Genomic DNA, 14,340 nt, shown 5'->3' with positions numbered 1-14,340 from the left:
CGTCGGCTGCCAGATAGCGATGCGATATCAGCATCACCACATCGTCTGCCGCGCGCGCTCCGGCCATTCCCGATCGTATTTCTCGCCGCCGACGGTGTTGTCGCTCATCTCGGCAAGGATCTGGCCGGGTGTCGGCAAGCTCCTGGGGTCGACGCGCTTGTCGGGATTCCAGAGATCGGAGCGCACGATGGCGCGCGCGCACTGGAAGTAGATCTCCTCCACCGTCATGACGATGACGGTGCGCGGCGCCTTACCCTCCATCTTGAACGACGCGAGCAGCTCCGGATCGGCCGAGACATGCGCGCGGCCGTTGATGCGCAGCGTGCTGCCGGAACCCGGGATGAGAAACAATAGCGCCACCCGGGGGTCACGCACGATGTTGCGCAGCGAATCGCAGCGGTTGTTGCCGCGGCGATCCGGCATCATCAGCGTCTTCTCATCGTGGATGCGAACGAAGCCCGGCAGGTCGCCGCGCGGCGAGCAGTCCAGCCCCTCCGACCCGCAGGTCGCCAGCGCCACGAACGGCGACTTGTCCATCAACGCCCGATAGGCCGGCGTCACCCTGTCCGCCACCTTCACCGTAGAGGCATCGTTGGGAAAGCCGTAGATGGCCTCGAGCTGCTCGATGGACGCGACAACGGTCATTTCTGGTCTCCGGTCAATCGTCCCACTTCTCGCCCTTGATGACGCGGACGAGTTGGCGGGCATGGTATTCAGCGCTGCTGACGTTGACGATGGTAACGTCGGGGGCGGCCGAGGCGTCCTCCACCGTGCGGCGCAGGCGGTTTTCGACCGTGCCGTCGCTGCTTCGCGCACGCAGTGCAATCCGTTCAGCCAGAACGTTTGGCGGCGCCGTGATTGAAACCACCACCACGTCGGCATAGGCGCGGCGCATTGCGCCAATCACGGTGCGCGATACGTTGGCAACGATGGATCGTCCGGCGCGGATTTCGTCGTCGATCGCGCGCGACAGCGCGTAGCAATGGCCGTGGGCTTCCCAATGCATGGCATATTCGCCACGCGTCAACGCCTCCTGAAACGTGCCAAGGCTGACCTCTTCGTTTTCCTCCGATGCCGACGCTTCACGCGTAATCACGCGGCGTGGGAATGCGATGTTGCGATCATCGGAACAGGCTGCCTTGGCAAGGCCGAGCAGCGTATCCTTGCCGGCGCCGCTCGGTCCGACCACGAGCACCAACCGGCCCGGCCCGATGGCAGCGGTCTGATCTGCCGTTGTGGTTGTCAGCGTCTCCATCATGCCACACGCCGCCCTTCCCGCCAGACGCTGCGTACCACCGGAATGTCGCGGGCGACATGCACCCGGATCAAGTCGGCCCGCTTGCCGGGCGCGATCTCGCCTCGGTCGGCAAGGCCCACGGCTTCAGCCGGGGTCTTGGTGACGGTGCGGATAGCGGAGGCCAGATCGATCGCCGGAACATGCTGCGGCAATTGCAGCGCGGCCATCAGCAGGCTCGAGGGAATGTAGTCGGACGACAGGATATCCAACAATCCCTCGCGGGCGAGATCGATGGCGGCGATGTTGCCGGAGTGCGAGCCGCCCCGGACCACGTTCGGCGCACCCATCAGGATACCGATGCCGGCCTGGTGTAACGCGCGTGCGGCTTCCATCGTGGTCGGGAATTCCGCCACCGAAACGCGGTCCTGGATCGCGTCAGCGACGTTTTCCTCGGTCGTATCGTCGTGACTGGCGAGCGGGATTTGATATTGATGGGCGAGCGCGACGATCTCACGCATGTTGGTCGCGGCATACGTCTTCTGATAGTGGAAGCGCTTCTCGAACAGCGCATCGAGCTCGGCGTCGGTTTTGCCGCCCCCCTTGCCGCGATAGTAGTCACGCAGCTTGACCTCATCGCGGAACTGGCGCTGCCCCGGCGTGTGGTCCATCAGCGACATCAGCCGCACGTCCGGCCGGTCGATCAGCTCCCTGGCTTCCTCGACCACGCTCGGCATCGGGATTTCGCAGCGCAAATGCAGGAAATGATCGGCGCGAAGCAGGTTGGCATCGCGCGCGGATGTGATCGCTTCCGCCAGCACGCCTGCCCTGCCGTCAACCTCCTCGGCGCCATCCTCGCGCCAGACCCGCAGCGAATCCAGAACCGTGGTGATGCCCGAGGTAGCCAACTGTCCGTCGTAGGAAACCACCGCCGCGATCGGATCCCAAAATACTTTCGGGCGCGGCACATAGTGCATTTCCAGATGATCGGTGTGCAGCTCGATCAGGCCGGGCATGATCAGGTCGCCGCCGGCGTCTTCGCTACCTGCGGGCGCGCTTCCTTCGCCGAATTCGGCGATGCGGCCATCGGCGAAAGCGACCCAGCTGCGCTCGATCACGCGATCTGCCAGCACGATGCGGGCGTTGCCGAGGATGGTTTCGTGCTTCGAAGTCATCTCATATTCTTCCTTCATGCCGCGGCGGCAAATGATGTCACGTCGACGATCCGGTCAGCGATCAGATGGCGTATTTCGTCGTCATGAACGATCGCCACCATCGCAATCCCCTCGCGTTTCTTCTGCCCGATCAACTCGACGACAACAGCGCGATTGGCCGCATCGAGCGAGGCAGTCGGTTCGTCCAGCAGCAAAATCGGCAAATCGGAAATGAACCCGCGCGCGATGTTGACCCGCTGCTGTTCGCCGCCGGAGAACGTCGACGGCGGCAGTGCCCACAGCCGCTCGGAAATGTTGAGACGGCGCAGCAGCGCGCCCGCCTGCTCGCGGGCTTCCACGCGCGCAGATCCGTTCGCAATCAGCGGCTCCGCCACTACATCGATCGTGGCGACCCGCGGCACCGCACGCAAGAACTGACTGACATAGCCGATGGTCGAGCGGCGCACGCTGAGCACCTGCCGCGGCTCGGCGGTCGCAAGATCGATTACCTCGCCCCGATGCCGGATGCCGATCCGGCCGCCATCGCAGCGGTAGTTGCCGAAGATCATTTTCAGGATCGAGGATTTGCCGGCGCCAGACGGGCCTGACAACACCACGCATTCGCCCGGCTCGACATGGAATGAAACGCCGCGCACCACCGGCAGCTCGACGCCACCCTGCAGGTGCATGGTAAAGGTCTTTTCAGCGTTGGTGATGTCGATCATCGCAGTCATTGGCGCGCTCATGCCGGCAAAATCGAGGAAACGAGCAGTTGGGTATAGGGCTCGCGGGGATCGTCGAGCACCTGATCGGTCAGGCCGGTCTCGATGACGCGACCGCCCTTCATCACCATCACACGGTGCGACAGCAGCCGCGCCACCGCGAGGTCATGGGTGACGACGATGGCGGCAAGGCCGAGCTCACTGACGAGATTGCGCATCAGATCGAGCAGTCGCGCCTGCACCGATACGTCGAGCCCGCCGGTCGGCTCATCCATGAACACGAGGCGCGGCTCGGTCACCAGATTACGCGCGATCTGCAGCCGCTGCCGCATGCCGCCCGAATAGGTCCGCGGCGCGTCGTCGATGCGCGCGGTATCGATCTCGACGCGCTCCAGCCATGACGAGGCAGTATCGCGGATGCGGCCGTAGTGATTCCAGCCCACCGCCATCAGCCGTTCGCCGACATTGGCGCCGGCCGAGACCGCCATCCGCAGGCCTTGCGCGGGGTCCTGGTGCACATAGCCCCAATCCGTGCGGAACAGAAAGCGGCGCTCAGCCTCACCTAACGCGGCCAGATCGCGCAACACGCCGTCCCGCATCCGGTATGATACTCGCCCGGCACTCGGCGCGAGCTGCGCGGACAGCAATTGCAGCAGCGTGGACTTTCCCGACCCGGATTCTCCGACGATCGCCAGCACCTCGCCGGGGTAGAGCGCAAAGGATACGTCGCGGCAGGCGGTCAACCGGCCGTAGTTCTTGCCGAGATGATCTGCGACCAGAAGCGGCTCATCGTCCCGCACGGGCTCTTGTGGTTCAGCCATGCGCCCTCTCCTTGTGCGGCGCGGCGCTCTCGCTGCCGCGATGGCCGGCCAACTGGCGAGACTCGCAATAGTCGGTATCGGAACAGACGAACATCCGGCCGCCCTTGTCGTCGGTGACGATTTCGTCGAGATAGGAATCGCCGGCGCCACACAGCGCGCAGGGCGCGTCGAACCGGTAGCGCGTGAACGGATGATCCTCGAAATCGAGCGATACCACATGGGTATGCGGCGGAATCGCATAGATACGCTTCTCGCGCCCCGCGCCGAACAGTTGCAGCGCCGGACAATTGTCCATCTTGGGATTGTCAAATTTTGGCGTCGGCGACGGATCCATCACATAGCGCGCATTCACCTTCACCGGGTAGGCATAGGAGGTCGCGATATGGCCAAAGCGCGCGATATCCTCGTACAGCTTGACGTGCATCAGGCCGTACTCGCCGAGCGCATGCATGCGCCGCGTCTCGGTTTCGCGCGGTTCCAGGAAGCGCAGCGGCTCCGGGATCGGCACCTGATAGACCAGCACCTGTCCTGCATGCAGCGGCGCCTCGGGAATGCGGTGCCGGGTCTGTATCACGGTGGCATCCGTCGTAGACGTGGTGGTCGCGACGCCAGCCGTCTTGCCGAAGAAATTCCGGATCGAGATCGCATTGGTGGTGTCGTCGGAGCCCTGGTCGATCACCTTCAGCACGTCGTCTGGGCCGAGGATCGCCGCCGTCACCTGGACGCCACCGGTGCCCCAGCCATAGGGCATCGGCATTTCGCGGCTGGCGAACGGCACCTGATAGCCGGGGATGGCAATCGCTTTGAGGATCGCGCGGCGGATCATCCGTTTTGTTTGCTCGTCGAGATAGGCGAAATTGTAAGCCGGCGCGTTCATTCCGCGGCCTCCTGCATTTGCGGGGCCTCGTTCGCCTCGGCGAATTCCTTGCGCAATTTGCGCAGCAGGCCGAGTTCGGACTGGAAATCGACGTAATGCGGCAATTTGAGATGCTCGACGAAGCCGGTCGCCTGCACATTGTCCGAGTGCGACATCACAAATTCCTCGTCCTGGCCGGGCGCGATCACCTCCTCGCCGAGCTCACGGGCGCGCAAGCTGCGATCGACCAGCGCCATTGACATGGTCTTGCGCTCACTCTGTCCGAAGGCCAGGCCATAGCCGCGCGTAAAACACGGCGCTTCCGTCGCCGAGCCCTTGAACTGGTTGACCATCTGGCATTCGGTCAGCGCGATCGAACCGAGTGGAACAGCAAAGCCGACATCCTCGGCCATGAACTCCACCTCCACTTCGCCGAAACGAATCTCGCCGGCAAAGGGATGATTGCGGCCATAGCCGCGCTGCGAGGAATAGCCGAGCGCCAGCAGAAAACCCTCGTCGGCGCGCGCCAGGTTTTGCAGGCGCAGATCGCGGTCCGCCGGGAAATTAAGCGGCTCGCGTGTCAGATCACCAACGGGAGCGTCAGCCTCCGCGACCGGCGACGGCTCGATCAGGCCGTCGCGGCCCAGAATATCGGTCACGCGCGGGGTCGCGCCTGTGGACGCCTCGCCCGTCGCAGGAGTCTCGGGCGCGAAGCCCTCGGCGAGCAAGGGATCGAGAAGGCGGTGGGTGTAATCAAAGGTGGGACCAAGAATTTGCCCGCCCGGAATATCCTTGAACGTCGAGGAAACCCGGCGGCGCACCTGCATCGCGCCGGTGTCGACCGGCTCGGTCGCGCCGAAACGCGGCAGCGTGGCGCGAAACGCGCGCACCAGGAAGATCGCCTCGATCAGGTCGCCGCGCGCCTGCTTGATAGCAAGCGCCGCTAGTTCGCGGTCGTACAGCGAGCCCTCGGTCATGACACGGTCGACGCCGAGCGAAAGCTGCTCGGATATCTGGGCCAGCGACACTTCGGGTACATCACGGTCGCCGCGCCGCTCATGCGCCAGCAGACGATGGGCGTTCTCGATGGCGCGCTCGCCTCCCTTGACGGCAACGTACATGGTCAGCCTCCCCTCACGAGCCGCGTCGTGCGCGGTATGGCGACGATGGAATCGTCATGGACCAGCACGACATCGATGCCGCGCGGGAACAGCGCGGCGTTTATGGCCAGCCGCTCGAACAGATCCTGCGGCTGGATCGAAGCGCTCAGCGCCGCCGTTCCGTCGATGCCGGGGCCTTGCAACTCGACCACGGGGCCATCCGTCAGGCTTTCGACCTGCAGTATCAGCGTCGTCGAGCGGTCCGGATATTCATTGCTACCGAACGCGAAGCGATCGAGCGACGGAAGGTTTTCGGGATCGCCCACCAGCGCAAAACTGGCGACCGACGAATCCGCAACGACCGGTGCGCTGGTGTGGAACTTGAGCCATTTGGCAACTTCCGGCGTCGCCGACATCCGGCTGTCGAGCCAGACCGGCGTATCGTGGTCGAACAGGGTCAACGCTATGGCGGCCGTGCCACGCATCATCCCGACGGGCGCGCCAGCCGCAGACGCGATACCTTGAACGCTGCCGGGGCGCGCCATCGCATCCATCACGGACCGGAAGACGGATTGCGCCGACAATACCTTGTCGGCAAATCCTGCGGGCAATTCGGCAACGCTGGTCATGTCAACCCTCACCCCGCACCAGTGTGTAGAAATCGACCCGTGTTGCCGCCGCTTCCGCGACTTTGCGGTTTCGCCTTTCGATCATCGCCGCACGCAGCGGCGCGACGACCTGGGCTTCGATCGCGCCGGCGAGTTCAACCGACTGCACCATGGCGTCGCACAGCGCGATCAGCCTGGCCTTCTCCCGGTCGCGGCCCAGCGTGTAGCCGAATCCGACCTCACCCGTCGACAACCGCACCGCGGCGCGCGACACCGTTGCCTCGCCGAGGTTGAACGGCGCACCGTCGCCGCCGACGCGGCCGCGCACCATGACGAGCCCGTTCTCGGGCGCGCGCAGGTCTTCGTGCACCGGCAACGCGAGCGTCGCGAGATGCCCGGCGATGTCGGCCGTTGCGGAATGAGCCAGCACCGCCATCACGGCCTTGCGCCGCGCCTGCCCGCCGTTTTCGTTTGCCAGACTTTCGTTACCCGCCATCACATCGACCTTGCCGGACTCAAGTTGTCTATGATACTAGACAACTTGATAACGAAGCGCCATGACAGATTCGTGACGATGAGGTGATTTTTCCCCCATGCCCCATTTCGTTCCATGAGCGTTCAGGACACGCCCTCCGGCGTCGCGCTGTGGCGGCAGGTCGCCGACGGCATCGAGCGCGGCATCGCCGACGGCCGCTTTGTTGCCGGCGAAAAGCTGCCGGGCGAGATCGAGATCGCCGAGACCTATCGGGTCAACCGCCACACCGTACGCCGGGCGCTCGCCACGCTTGCCGAACGTGGCCTGGTGCGCGCCGAGCGCGGCAGCGGCACCTATGTCGAGACGGGGCGCCTCGCCTACCCCCTGCACTCTCGAACGCGTTTTTCCGAAATCGTCGGCGCCGGCGGCAGGGAGCCGCGCGGCCAATTCATCGACGCGACCGAGGAAGCCGCCACGCGCGAGTTGGCGCGGGAACTCGGACTGAAGACCGGAGCGTCCCTGATCCGGATCGAATCGGTGCGGCTCGCCGACCGCGCGCCGATCTGCGTCAGCACCACCTGGCTTTCGGCCGGACGCTTTCCTGACGCCGGAAAAGTGTTCGCCAATGTGCGCTCGATGACCAAGCTGCTGGCGCATTACGGTATCCGGGATTTTCGCCGTGCCTCCACACGAATCACCGCCGCCATCGTGGACGGGACTGACGCTGCGCGGCTCGACCTCGCGCTCGGACGCCCGATCCTGGTGGTCGACGCTACCGACGTCGACACCGACGGCAAACCGCTGGTGACCAAGCGCTCACGCTTTGCCGCGGAGCGCGTGGAATTTTTGGTGGAGAATAGCTGACGGTTCGTAGGGTGGGCAAAGCGCAGCGTGCCCACCATTAGCGCCACGATTTCGGAGAGACGGTGGGCACGCTTCGCTTTGCCCACCCTACGGAGCAACTACGCCAGCGCCCGCTGCCCGATGATGGCAAAGCGCAGTTTGCCCGAGATCCAGTCGATCGCGGCCACCGCGACCAGAATCATCAAGATTAGAAACGAGACCTTCTGCCATTCCAGCACCCGGATCTGTTCGGCCAACTGCAGGCCGATGCCGCCGGCGCCGACGATGCCGATGATGGTGGCCGAGCGGGTATTCGATTCGATGAAATAGAGCACCTGCCCCGCGATGACAGGCAGCACCTGGGGCATCAGGCCGAAGCGTATTTCATGCAGCGCGTTGCCGCCGGAAGCCCTGATACCCTCGACCTGCTTCTTGTCGGCGGCCTCGATGGCCTCGGAAAATAATTTGCCGAACGCGCCGAAATCCGCCACCGCAATCGCCAGCACGCCGGCGAACGGTCCGAGGCCAACGACGTTGATCCACACCAGCGCCCAGATCAGCGTATCCACCCCGCGGATCGAATCGAGGAAGCGTCGGACCGGAAACCGGAAGATACCTGACGGCACGATATTCCGCGCCGCCAACAGACTGACCGGCAAAGCAACCAGCGCTCCTATGGTAGTGCCCAAAAGCGCGATCGACAGGGTTTCGCCCAGTGCGACCAGATAGGCTGGCAGCGAGGAGCCCGGATCGGGCGGGATCATCATCATCGTGATCCAGCCGAGCTGATGAAAACCCGCAAGGAGCCGCGCCGGCGAAAAGTCGAGATCGACCAGGCCGAACGCGAAAATGGCGGCTGCCGCGAGGATCATGGCCGGCGTCGCCAGCCGCGCGGAAGCCGGTCGGGCGAAGACATCGGGATATTGTGCGCGGAGACGCTCGCGTTCCGGCGGCGGCAAGAGGCTCATGCGCGCACATCCTTGCCGAATAAGCGTCCACGCACCCAGCCGGTGCCGATGTCGATGACAAACACGGTGACGACGATCATCAGCAGGATCGCGCTGACGTCGGAATAGTAGAATTTCCGGATCGCAACGACGAGCTCCTGGCCGATGCCGCCGGCACCGACGAAGCCCATCACCGAGGCGCCGCGGACGTTGATCTCAAACCGCAGCAGCGTGTAGCTGGCAAAGCCCGCCGCGATCTGGGGCACGACAGCGAACCACATGCATGAAATCCAGCTCGCGCCGGTCGAGCGCACCCCTTCGACCGGCTTCATGTCGATGTTCTCGACGATCTCGGAGTACAGCTTGCCGAGCGCGCCGACCGAATGGATCATGATGGCGAGAACGCCGGCCATCGGGCCCAGGCCGAACGCCATCACGAAGATCAGCGCGAACACGATGTCGGGAACGGTACGGCAAAACTCCATCAGCCGCTTGACCGCGAAACGCAGCCAGGGCGCAGGCGAAGTATTGTCCGCGGCCAGAAAATTAAGGGCAAAAGCGAGGATCGCCCCCGCCAGGGTGCCGACGTAACTAATCAGGATGGTCTCGCCGAGCAGCGTCAACCATTTCTGCCAGCCCCAGAACCACTCACCGATATCGGACCAGACCCTTGCGCCGCTCTCCAGCGTGGCAATACGATCGAAATAGCTAACGAAGTTTCCGATCTTGGCGACGAACGTCCCGGGACTAACTTCCGCGCCGATCGCAGCAATCATCAGGGCGGCCACGAATATCGCCGAAGCCAGCGCAAACCGGATGCGCTTGCGCATCATCGCCGCGCGATAGGTCTCGTTCAAGGCAGCAAGCTGCTGGCTCGGCAACACGGGAACGGCGACGGTCATTGCATCTTCATTGTCATTGGCGCGGTTAAAAAGAGAGAAGCCGGGTCATCTCGACCCGGCTTCAGTTTTTTACGCTACGCTCAAGACGCCTTCTTCTTGCGGAGATTGTCGACGAACTTGATCAGGTCGATCATGCCGTCCCAATCCTTTGTCGTGGCGGGATTGAAAGCCTTTTTCTGGCCGTCGGACAGGCGATCGAAAGCCGCCTTGTCTTTGGTCGGGCTGTCAGCGAACGCCTTGGCAATCGCGGCCTTCAGATCATCCGGCAGTTCGGAGCTATACGCATAGGGTCCATTGAGGATCGGCGCAGACTTGTGGATGATCCGGAAATCATCCTTCTTCATCGGCGTGCCGTCCGCGTTCTTCAGCATGCCCTTGTTCAGCATCTGCGCAAGCGTCGAATCATTGTCGGTCGTCCACTGGTTGGCCGCGACTTCCACGGTGCCCTGGGTCAGCGCCAGCATTGCGTTTTCATGGCTGCCAGTGAAGACGACCTTGCCAAAATAGCCGTCGGCGTCCGAGATGCCCAGCTTGTCGAGTTCGAAGCGGGGAACGTTGTTACCCGAGGTGGAATTCGGATCTACCAGTCCGAGGTTCTTGCCCTTGAGTTGATCGATGGACTTGTAAGGGCTGCTCGCCTTGACGAAGAACACCGAATAATAGCCGGTGCTGCCGTCGGAATTGATGTCGTTGGCGAAGGCATCGGTCTTGACGCCGGTCAGCCGCGCACGCGCAAACGACGCCGAACCATAGCTCGCGATGTGGATATTGCCGGCGCGCTGCCCTTCGATGACGGCGGCGTAATCGTTGGCAATGCGCAGATTGACCTTCACACCGAGTTCCTTGGACAGATAAGTGACGAACGGCGACCAACGCTCGGTGACGCCCGAGGCGTTCTCGGCCGGCACCACCGCGAAGGTCAGTTCGGGATATTTACCCTTCCAGTCCTGCGCCGAAGCGGCGGTAGCCGTGAAGGCCAGCGCCGCAGCGCTGGCAAGAATCATACGACGGTTGATCATGACACCCTCTCTTTTCTGAAACAGAAGTCGATCGCCTGCAGCGTTCCGCAGTGCGCACTGATAATTGGACGCAAGTACTCAGGCCGCGGCCGCGGTGCCGAGAGCCGGAATGGTCGAATCGGCGGGCGCCTCGCCTGACGTGGTGCCCATCACTTCGTTGGCCTCGAGATCGTAAAGCTCGCGCGCGATTTGATCGGTCAATTTCGCCGGCGCACCGTCGAACACCACCCGGCCAGCCGACATGCCGATCAGTCGGTCACAGTAGTTCCGCGCCAGGTCCAGCGAGTGCAGATTGCAGATCACGGTGATGCCGAAGTGCTTGTTGATGCGCAGCAGGGCGTCCATGACCACCCTTGTATTGCGGGGATCGAGGGATGCGATCGGCTCGTCGGCGAGAATGATTTCCGGGTTCTGCACCAGGGCGCGTGCAATTGCGACGCGCTGCTGCTGGCCGCCCGACAGCTGGTCGGCTCGCTGCGCGGCGAGCGAGCCCATGTCGAACTGCTCGAGCGCCGACATCGCCAGCGCCCTGTCCTCCTCCGGCCAAAGCTGCGTCAGCGACCGCCAGGACGGCATATCGGCAAGCCTTCCCATCAGCACGTTAGTCAGCACGTCGAGCCGGCCGACCAGATTGAACTGCTGAAAGATCATCGCCGAGCGCGCACGCCACTGCCGCAGATCCTTGCCCCGCAGTGCGGTCACGTCTACGCCTTCGAACAGAATTCGTCCTTCGGAAGGTTCAGCGAGGCGGTTGATCATCCGAAGCAGCGTGGACTTGCCGGCGCCGGAGCGGCCGATCACGCCGACGAAGCTGCCGGGCGCGATCGAGAATGACGCGTTATCCACTGCGGCTTTGGTGCCGAACCGGCACGTCAAACCTTCTACCACCAGCATGCACTGCTCCAGAGTTCCGGTCGTGGAGCATGGCTACCGGCTCGATCTAACAGTTGTGTGACACGACTGCTGCGGTGCGGCGTTCGTCCACAGTGCTGGCCGACGTCACGCATCTGTCATGATCCTGTCATCAAGCGCATCGAAGACGAGCGCACGCTGATGATCTTCCCTCGATTGCTGAAGGACGCTGCCGATGGCCGGCAAGATGCTTTCCACTGAACCGGCCGTCGATCCCTCCGCGTCGGTACGCGACTGCCAGCTTGGCGCCTACACCGAGGTCGGCGCACGAACCATCCTGCTCGAAGTCACGATGGCCGACTATTCCTACGTCGTGAACGACGCGCAGATCACCTACACGACGATCGGGAAATTCTGCTCGATCGCGGCCATGACACGGATCAACCCGGGCAATCACCCGATGCACCGGGCGTCGCAGGCGCATTTCACCTACCGCGCCAGCAGCTATTTTCCGGGCGAGAGCGACGATGCCGACTTCTTTGCATGGCGGCGCGGGCATCACGTCCGTATCGGCCATGACGTCTGGATCGGCCACGGCGCGATCATTCTGCCCGGCCGCTCGATCGGCACCGGCGCAGTGGTCGCGGCCGGCGCGATCGTGACCAAGGACGTCCCCGCCTACACGATCGTTGCAGGCAACCCGGCCCGGCCGGTCAAGCGGCGGTTTCCCGAATCCATTGCCGGGCGGCTCGCAGAGCTCGCGTGGTGGGACTGGGACCACGAGACGCTTCGCCGCGCCCTGCCCGATTTCCGCAAGCTCGATGTCGAGGGCTTTCTCGAAAAGTACGAAGCCGCCGCATCCGTCCGTCAGCAATTCAACCAGAGTGCCGCATCGTGACCGAACTGTTCATCGAAGGTGGCCGGGCCCTGCTCGGCCACGAGATCCTCGAAACCACATTGCGCATTGCCGGCCGCGAGATCGTCGCCGTGGGTACGGACAACAACCATGGTTCGCCCAACATCGATGCCGGCGGCTTGCTGGTGCTGCCGGGCATTGTCGATCTGCATGGCGATGCCTTTGAGCGGCAAATGATGCCGCGTCCCGGCGTCGATTTTCCGATCGATGTGGCGCTGATCGACAGCGACCGGCAAGCCATCAGCAACGGCATCACGACCGTCTATCATGCCACGACCTGGTCGTGGGAGCCTGGTCTTCGCAGCGCAGACAATGCGCGGAAGTTGCTGGAGGCGATCGAGCAGATGCGGCCGCAGCTCGCCGCGGACACCCGCTTCCATTTGCGTCACGAGACCTACAATCTCGACGCGGAAGGCGAAATCATCGACTGGCTGGCCGAAGGCCGCGTCGACCTGTTCGCATTCAACGACCACATGGACTCGACCGTCGCCAGCCTCGCCAAGCCGCTGAAGCGCAGCCGAATGGTTGAGCGCACGGGGCTCACCAACGAGGCGTTCGACCGCCTGGTGCAAAGCGTGGTCACCCGCAGCCACGACGTGCCGGCTTCGATCGCCCGGCTGGCGCAGGCCGCGCGCGCGGCTGATGTCCGGATGCTCTCGCATGACGATGAAAGCCCGGCGATGCGGCAAGCCTTTCGTGCGCAGGGCGTTGCCATCGCCGAATTTCCGGTCAACGAGGAAACCGCCCGCGACGCCGCCGAAGCCGGCGACTTCATCGTGTTCGGCGCGCCGAATGTCGTGCGCGGCGGCAGCCACACCGGCTGGACCAAGGCCTCCGACATGATCGCCAAGGGACTCTGTTCGGTGCTGGCGTCCGACTATTACTATCCAGCGCCGCTGCTGGCGGTGTTCCGGCTTGCGGCCGACGGCGTACTGCCGCTGGCCGCGGCGTGGCAATTGATCTCGTCGGCGCCGGCGCGCGCCGCCGGCCTCGCCGATCGCGGCACGCTCGCCGCGGGACAGCGCGCCGACATCGTTCTCGTCGATGACACGCTGCCGCTGCGGCCGCGAGTAGTCGCAGTCATTACCGCGGGACGTCTGGTCCATCTGACGGAGGCGCACCGTCTCGTCCGTTCGTCCGTCGCTCCCCGCAAGGCAGTTGCAGCCGCGTGAGGCGGCCCTATTCTGGCGCGATGGCAAATTATCCCCGTTACGCAATCTATTACACATCAGCGCAAGGCAGCGCGCTCGACCGGTTCGGCGCGTCACTGCTCGGTTACGACGCCTATGGCGGCGACGAACTGCCCTTTCCGGATGGCCTCCCATTGGACTGGCGCGACCTGACGCAGGATCCCCGCAAATACGGCTTTCATGCCACGCTGAAGGCACCGATGGCGCTGGCCGACGGCAAGGCCGAGGCGCAGCTTGCTGCGGCATGCGAATTGTTCGCTGATCTGGCCCGGCCTGTGCCGGTGATCCAACCGGTCGTCGATTCGATCAGCGGTTTCATCGCAGTGATTCCGGCCGAACCGTCGGCAGAGCTCGAACTGCTCGCCGCCGAGGCGACCAAGGCATTCGATCCGTTCCGTGCGCCGCTCAGCCCGGAAGATCGTGCGCGGCGAAACCCCGACAAGCTGACGCCGCGGCAGCGCGACTATCTCGATCGCTGGGGCTACCCTTACGTCTTCGAAGAATTTCGCTTCCACATGACACTGACGGGACGGCTTCCCGTAGAACGGCGCGAGCAGGTCGTGGCGATGCTGCGCGGCAGGTTTGCAGCAACAGGCATCGGGCCGCTCGCGATCGACGCGATTGTCCTGTGCCGTCAGGAAAACCCGAACTCGCGGTTTCGGGTCATCGGCCGCTGGCAACTGCAGGACTGACGCCGCCGC

17 protein-coding genes are annotated in these 14,340 nt (G+C 63.8%); 4 read left to right on the top strand and 13 right to left on the bottom strand.

Features of this window, described 5'->3' with window-relative positions; genetic code table 11:
• Positions 1 to 33: 33 nt before the first annotated feature.
• The 9 genes from IVB22_RS07005 to phnG are packed head-to-tail and all read right to left on the bottom strand — an operon-like array spanning position 34 to position 6,991.
• The gene (locus tag IVB22_RS07005) at positions 34 to 645 is read right to left on the bottom strand and encodes a pyridoxamine 5'-phosphate oxidase family protein (protein ID WP_247516564.1); all 612 of its coding nucleotides are present in this window, start codon (positions 643 to 645) and stop codon (positions 34 to 36) included.
• Between the two features lie 13 nt (positions 646 to 658).
• Positions 659 to 1,255, bottom strand: a complete 597-nt coding sequence (gene phnN, locus IVB22_RS07000; RefSeq protein ID WP_247516964.1) for a phosphonate metabolism protein/1,5-bisphosphokinase (PRPP-forming) PhnN — start codon at positions 1,253 to 1,255, stop codon at positions 659 to 661.
• Complete coding sequence (locus IVB22_RS06995; RefSeq protein ID WP_247516563.1) at positions 1,255 to 2,409, bottom strand: alpha-D-ribose 1-methylphosphonate 5-triphosphate diphosphatase; 1,155 nt, start codon at positions 2,407 to 2,409, stop codon at positions 1,255 to 1,257. The genes phnN and IVB22_RS06995 overlap by 1 nt, the downstream gene beginning before the upstream one ends.
• A gap of 14 nt (positions 2,410 to 2,423) precedes the next feature.
• Positions 2,424 to 3,122 (bottom strand): phosphonate C-P lyase system protein PhnL, encoded by a 699-nt coding sequence (phnL, locus tag IVB22_RS06990; RefSeq protein WP_247516562.1) that lies wholly within the window; start codon positions 3,120 to 3,122, stop codon positions 2,424 to 2,426.
• A gap of 8 nt (positions 3,123 to 3,130) precedes the next feature.
• Entirely contained in the window at positions 3,131 to 3,931 is an 801-nt protein-coding gene (gene phnK, locus IVB22_RS06985) for a phosphonate C-P lyase system protein PhnK (protein WP_247516561.1), read from the bottom strand.
• On the bottom strand, positions 3,924 to 4,808 hold the full coding sequence (locus tag IVB22_RS06980; RefSeq protein WP_247516560.1) for an alpha-D-ribose 1-methylphosphonate 5-phosphate C-P-lyase PhnJ: 885 nt from the start codon (positions 4,806 to 4,808) through the stop codon (positions 3,924 to 3,926). Before IVB22_RS06980 ends, phnK begins: the two co-directional genes overlap by 8 nt.
• A complete protein-coding gene (locus tag IVB22_RS06975) occupies positions 4,805 to 5,908 on the bottom strand; it encodes a carbon-phosphorus lyase complex subunit PhnI (protein ID WP_247516559.1) in 1,104 nt (367 codons plus the stop codon). The genes IVB22_RS06980 and IVB22_RS06975 overlap by 4 nt, the downstream gene beginning before the upstream one ends.
• Positions 5,909 to 5,910: 2 nt before the next feature.
• Positions 5,911 to 6,516, bottom strand: a complete 606-nt coding sequence (gene phnH / locus IVB22_RS06970) for a phosphonate C-P lyase system protein PhnH (RefSeq protein ID WP_247516558.1) — start codon at positions 6,514 to 6,516, stop codon at positions 5,911 to 5,913.
• 1 nt (position 6,517) lies between these two features.
• On the bottom strand, positions 6,518 to 6,991 hold the full coding sequence (gene phnG, locus IVB22_RS06965) for a phosphonate C-P lyase system protein PhnG (protein WP_247516557.1): 474 nt from the start codon (positions 6,989 to 6,991) through the stop codon (positions 6,518 to 6,520).
• A gap of 114 nt (positions 6,992 to 7,105) precedes the next feature.
• On the opposite strand from phnG, the gene phnF reads away from it, so the two are divergent.
• On the top strand, positions 7,106 to 7,834 hold the full coding sequence (phnF, locus tag IVB22_RS06960) for a phosphonate metabolism transcriptional regulator PhnF (protein WP_247516556.1): 729 nt from the start codon (positions 7,106 to 7,108) through the stop codon (positions 7,832 to 7,834).
• Positions 7,835 to 7,932: 98 nt separating this feature from the next.
• Here the strand turns inward: phnF and phnE (IVB22_RS06955) are convergent, their stop codons facing one another.
• From phnE (IVB22_RS06955) to phnC, 4 genes are all read right to left on the bottom strand, one after another.
• Complete coding sequence (gene phnE, locus IVB22_RS06955) at positions 7,933 to 8,781, bottom strand: phosphonate ABC transporter, permease protein PhnE (RefSeq protein WP_247516555.1); 849 nt, start codon at positions 8,779 to 8,781, stop codon at positions 7,933 to 7,935.
• Positions 8,778 to 9,662 carry a phosphonate ABC transporter, permease protein PhnE gene (gene phnE, locus IVB22_RS06950; RefSeq protein WP_247516553.1) on the bottom strand — a complete coding sequence of 295 codons (885 nt, stop codon included), beginning with the start codon at positions 9,660 to 9,662 and terminating at the stop codon, positions 8,778 to 8,780. The genes phnE (IVB22_RS06955) and phnE (IVB22_RS06950) overlap by 4 nt, the downstream gene beginning before the upstream one ends.
• A gap of 80 nt (positions 9,663 to 9,742) precedes the next feature.
• The gene (gene phnD / locus IVB22_RS06945) at positions 9,743 to 10,681 is read right to left on the bottom strand and encodes a phosphonate ABC transporter substrate-binding protein (RefSeq protein WP_247516552.1); all 939 of its coding nucleotides are present in this window, start codon (positions 10,679 to 10,681) and stop codon (positions 9,743 to 9,745) included.
• A gap of 78 nt (positions 10,682 to 10,759) precedes the next feature.
• Positions 10,760 to 11,575: a phosphonate ABC transporter ATP-binding protein gene (gene phnC, locus IVB22_RS06940; RefSeq protein WP_247516551.1), complete on the bottom strand. Its 816-nt coding sequence runs from the start codon at positions 11,573 to 11,575 to the stop codon at positions 10,760 to 10,762.
• Between the two features lie 193 nt (positions 11,576 to 11,768).
• On the opposite strand from phnC, the gene IVB22_RS06935 reads away from it, so the two are divergent.
• From IVB22_RS06935 to IVB22_RS06925, 3 genes are read left to right on the top strand one after another with little or no spacing between them, the layout of a single operon-like run.
• Positions 11,769 to 12,431, top strand: a complete 663-nt coding sequence (locus IVB22_RS06935) for a DapH/DapD/GlmU-related protein (RefSeq protein WP_276576908.1) — start codon at positions 11,769 to 11,771, stop codon at positions 12,429 to 12,431.
• Complete coding sequence (locus IVB22_RS06930; RefSeq protein WP_247516550.1) at positions 12,428 to 13,621, top strand: alpha-D-ribose 1-methylphosphonate 5-triphosphate diphosphatase; 1,194 nt, start codon at positions 12,428 to 12,430, stop codon at positions 13,619 to 13,621. Before IVB22_RS06935 ends, IVB22_RS06930 begins: the two co-directional genes overlap by 4 nt.
• 20 nt (positions 13,622 to 13,641) lie before the next feature.
• Positions 13,642 to 14,331 carry a DUF1045 domain-containing protein gene (locus IVB22_RS06925; RefSeq protein WP_247516549.1) on the top strand — a complete coding sequence of 230 codons (690 nt, stop codon included), beginning with the start codon at positions 13,642 to 13,644 and terminating at the stop codon, positions 14,329 to 14,331.
• Positions 14,332 to 14,340 lie beyond the last annotated feature (9 nt).

The sequence above is a fragment of the Bradyrhizobium sp. 190 genome (genome assembly GCF_023073415.1).
GTDB lineage: Bacteria > Pseudomonadota > Alphaproteobacteria > Rhizobiales > Xanthobacteraceae > Bradyrhizobium.
Note: the sequence above shows the minus strand (reverse complement) of the source record. Positions and strands in the feature narration are given on the sequence as shown.

Bases quoted from the DNA above. Each gene is read 5' to 3' on its own strand.
- IVB22_RS06980 (WP_247516560.1), bottom strand. From the start codon at position 4,808: ATGAACGCGCCGGCTTACAATTTCGCCTATCTCGACGAGCAAACAAAA.
- IVB22_RS06935 (WP_276576908.1), top strand. From the start codon at position 11,769: ATGGCCGGCAAGATGCTTTCCACTGAACCGGCCGTCGATCCCTCCGCG.
- phnK (WP_247516561.1), bottom strand. From the start codon at position 3,931: ATGGCTGAACCACAAGAGCCCGTGCGGGACGATGAGCCGCTTCTGGTC.
- phnG (WP_247516557.1), bottom strand. From the start codon at position 6,991: ATGGCGGGTAACGAAAGTCTGGCAAACGAAAACGGCGGGCAGGCGCGG.
- IVB22_RS07005 (WP_247516564.1), bottom strand. From the start codon at position 645: ATGACCGTTGTCGCGTCCATCGAGCAGCTCGAGGCCATCTACGGCTTT.
- IVB22_RS06925 (WP_247516549.1), top strand. From the start codon at position 13,642: ATGGCAAATTATCCCCGTTACGCAATCTATTACACATCAGCGCAAGGC.
- phnF (WP_247516556.1), top strand. From the start codon at position 7,106: ATGAGCGTTCAGGACACGCCCTCCGGCGTCGCGCTGTGGCGGCAGGTC.
- phnN (WP_247516964.1), bottom strand. From the start codon at position 1,255: ATGGAGACGCTGACAACCACAACGGCAGATCAGACCGCTGCCATCGGG.
- phnL (WP_247516562.1), bottom strand. From the start codon at position 3,122: ATGACTGCGATGATCGACATCACCAACGCTGAAAAGACCTTTACCATG.
- IVB22_RS06995 (WP_247516563.1), bottom strand. From the start codon at position 2,409: ATGACTTCGAAGCACGAAACCATCCTCGGCAACGCCCGCATCGTGCTG.
- phnH (WP_247516558.1), bottom strand. From the start codon at position 6,516: ATGACCAGCGTTGCCGAATTGCCCGCAGGATTTGCCGACAAGGTATTG.
- IVB22_RS06975 (WP_247516559.1), bottom strand. From the start codon at position 5,908: ATGTACGTTGCCGTCAAGGGAGGCGAGCGCGCCATCGAGAACGCCCAT.
- phnC (WP_247516551.1), bottom strand. From the start codon at position 11,575: ATGCTGGTGGTAGAAGGTTTGACGTGCCGGTTCGGCACCAAAGCCGCA.
- phnD (WP_247516552.1), bottom strand. From the start codon at position 10,681: ATGATCAACCGTCGTATGATTCTTGCCAGCGCTGCGGCGCTGGCCTTC.
- phnE (WP_247516553.1), bottom strand. From the start codon at position 9,662: ATGACCGTCGCCGTTCCCGTGTTGCCGAGCCAGCAGCTTGCTGCCTTG.
- phnE (WP_247516555.1), bottom strand. From the start codon at position 8,781: ATGAGCCTCTTGCCGCCGCCGGAACGCGAGCGTCTCCGCGCACAATAT.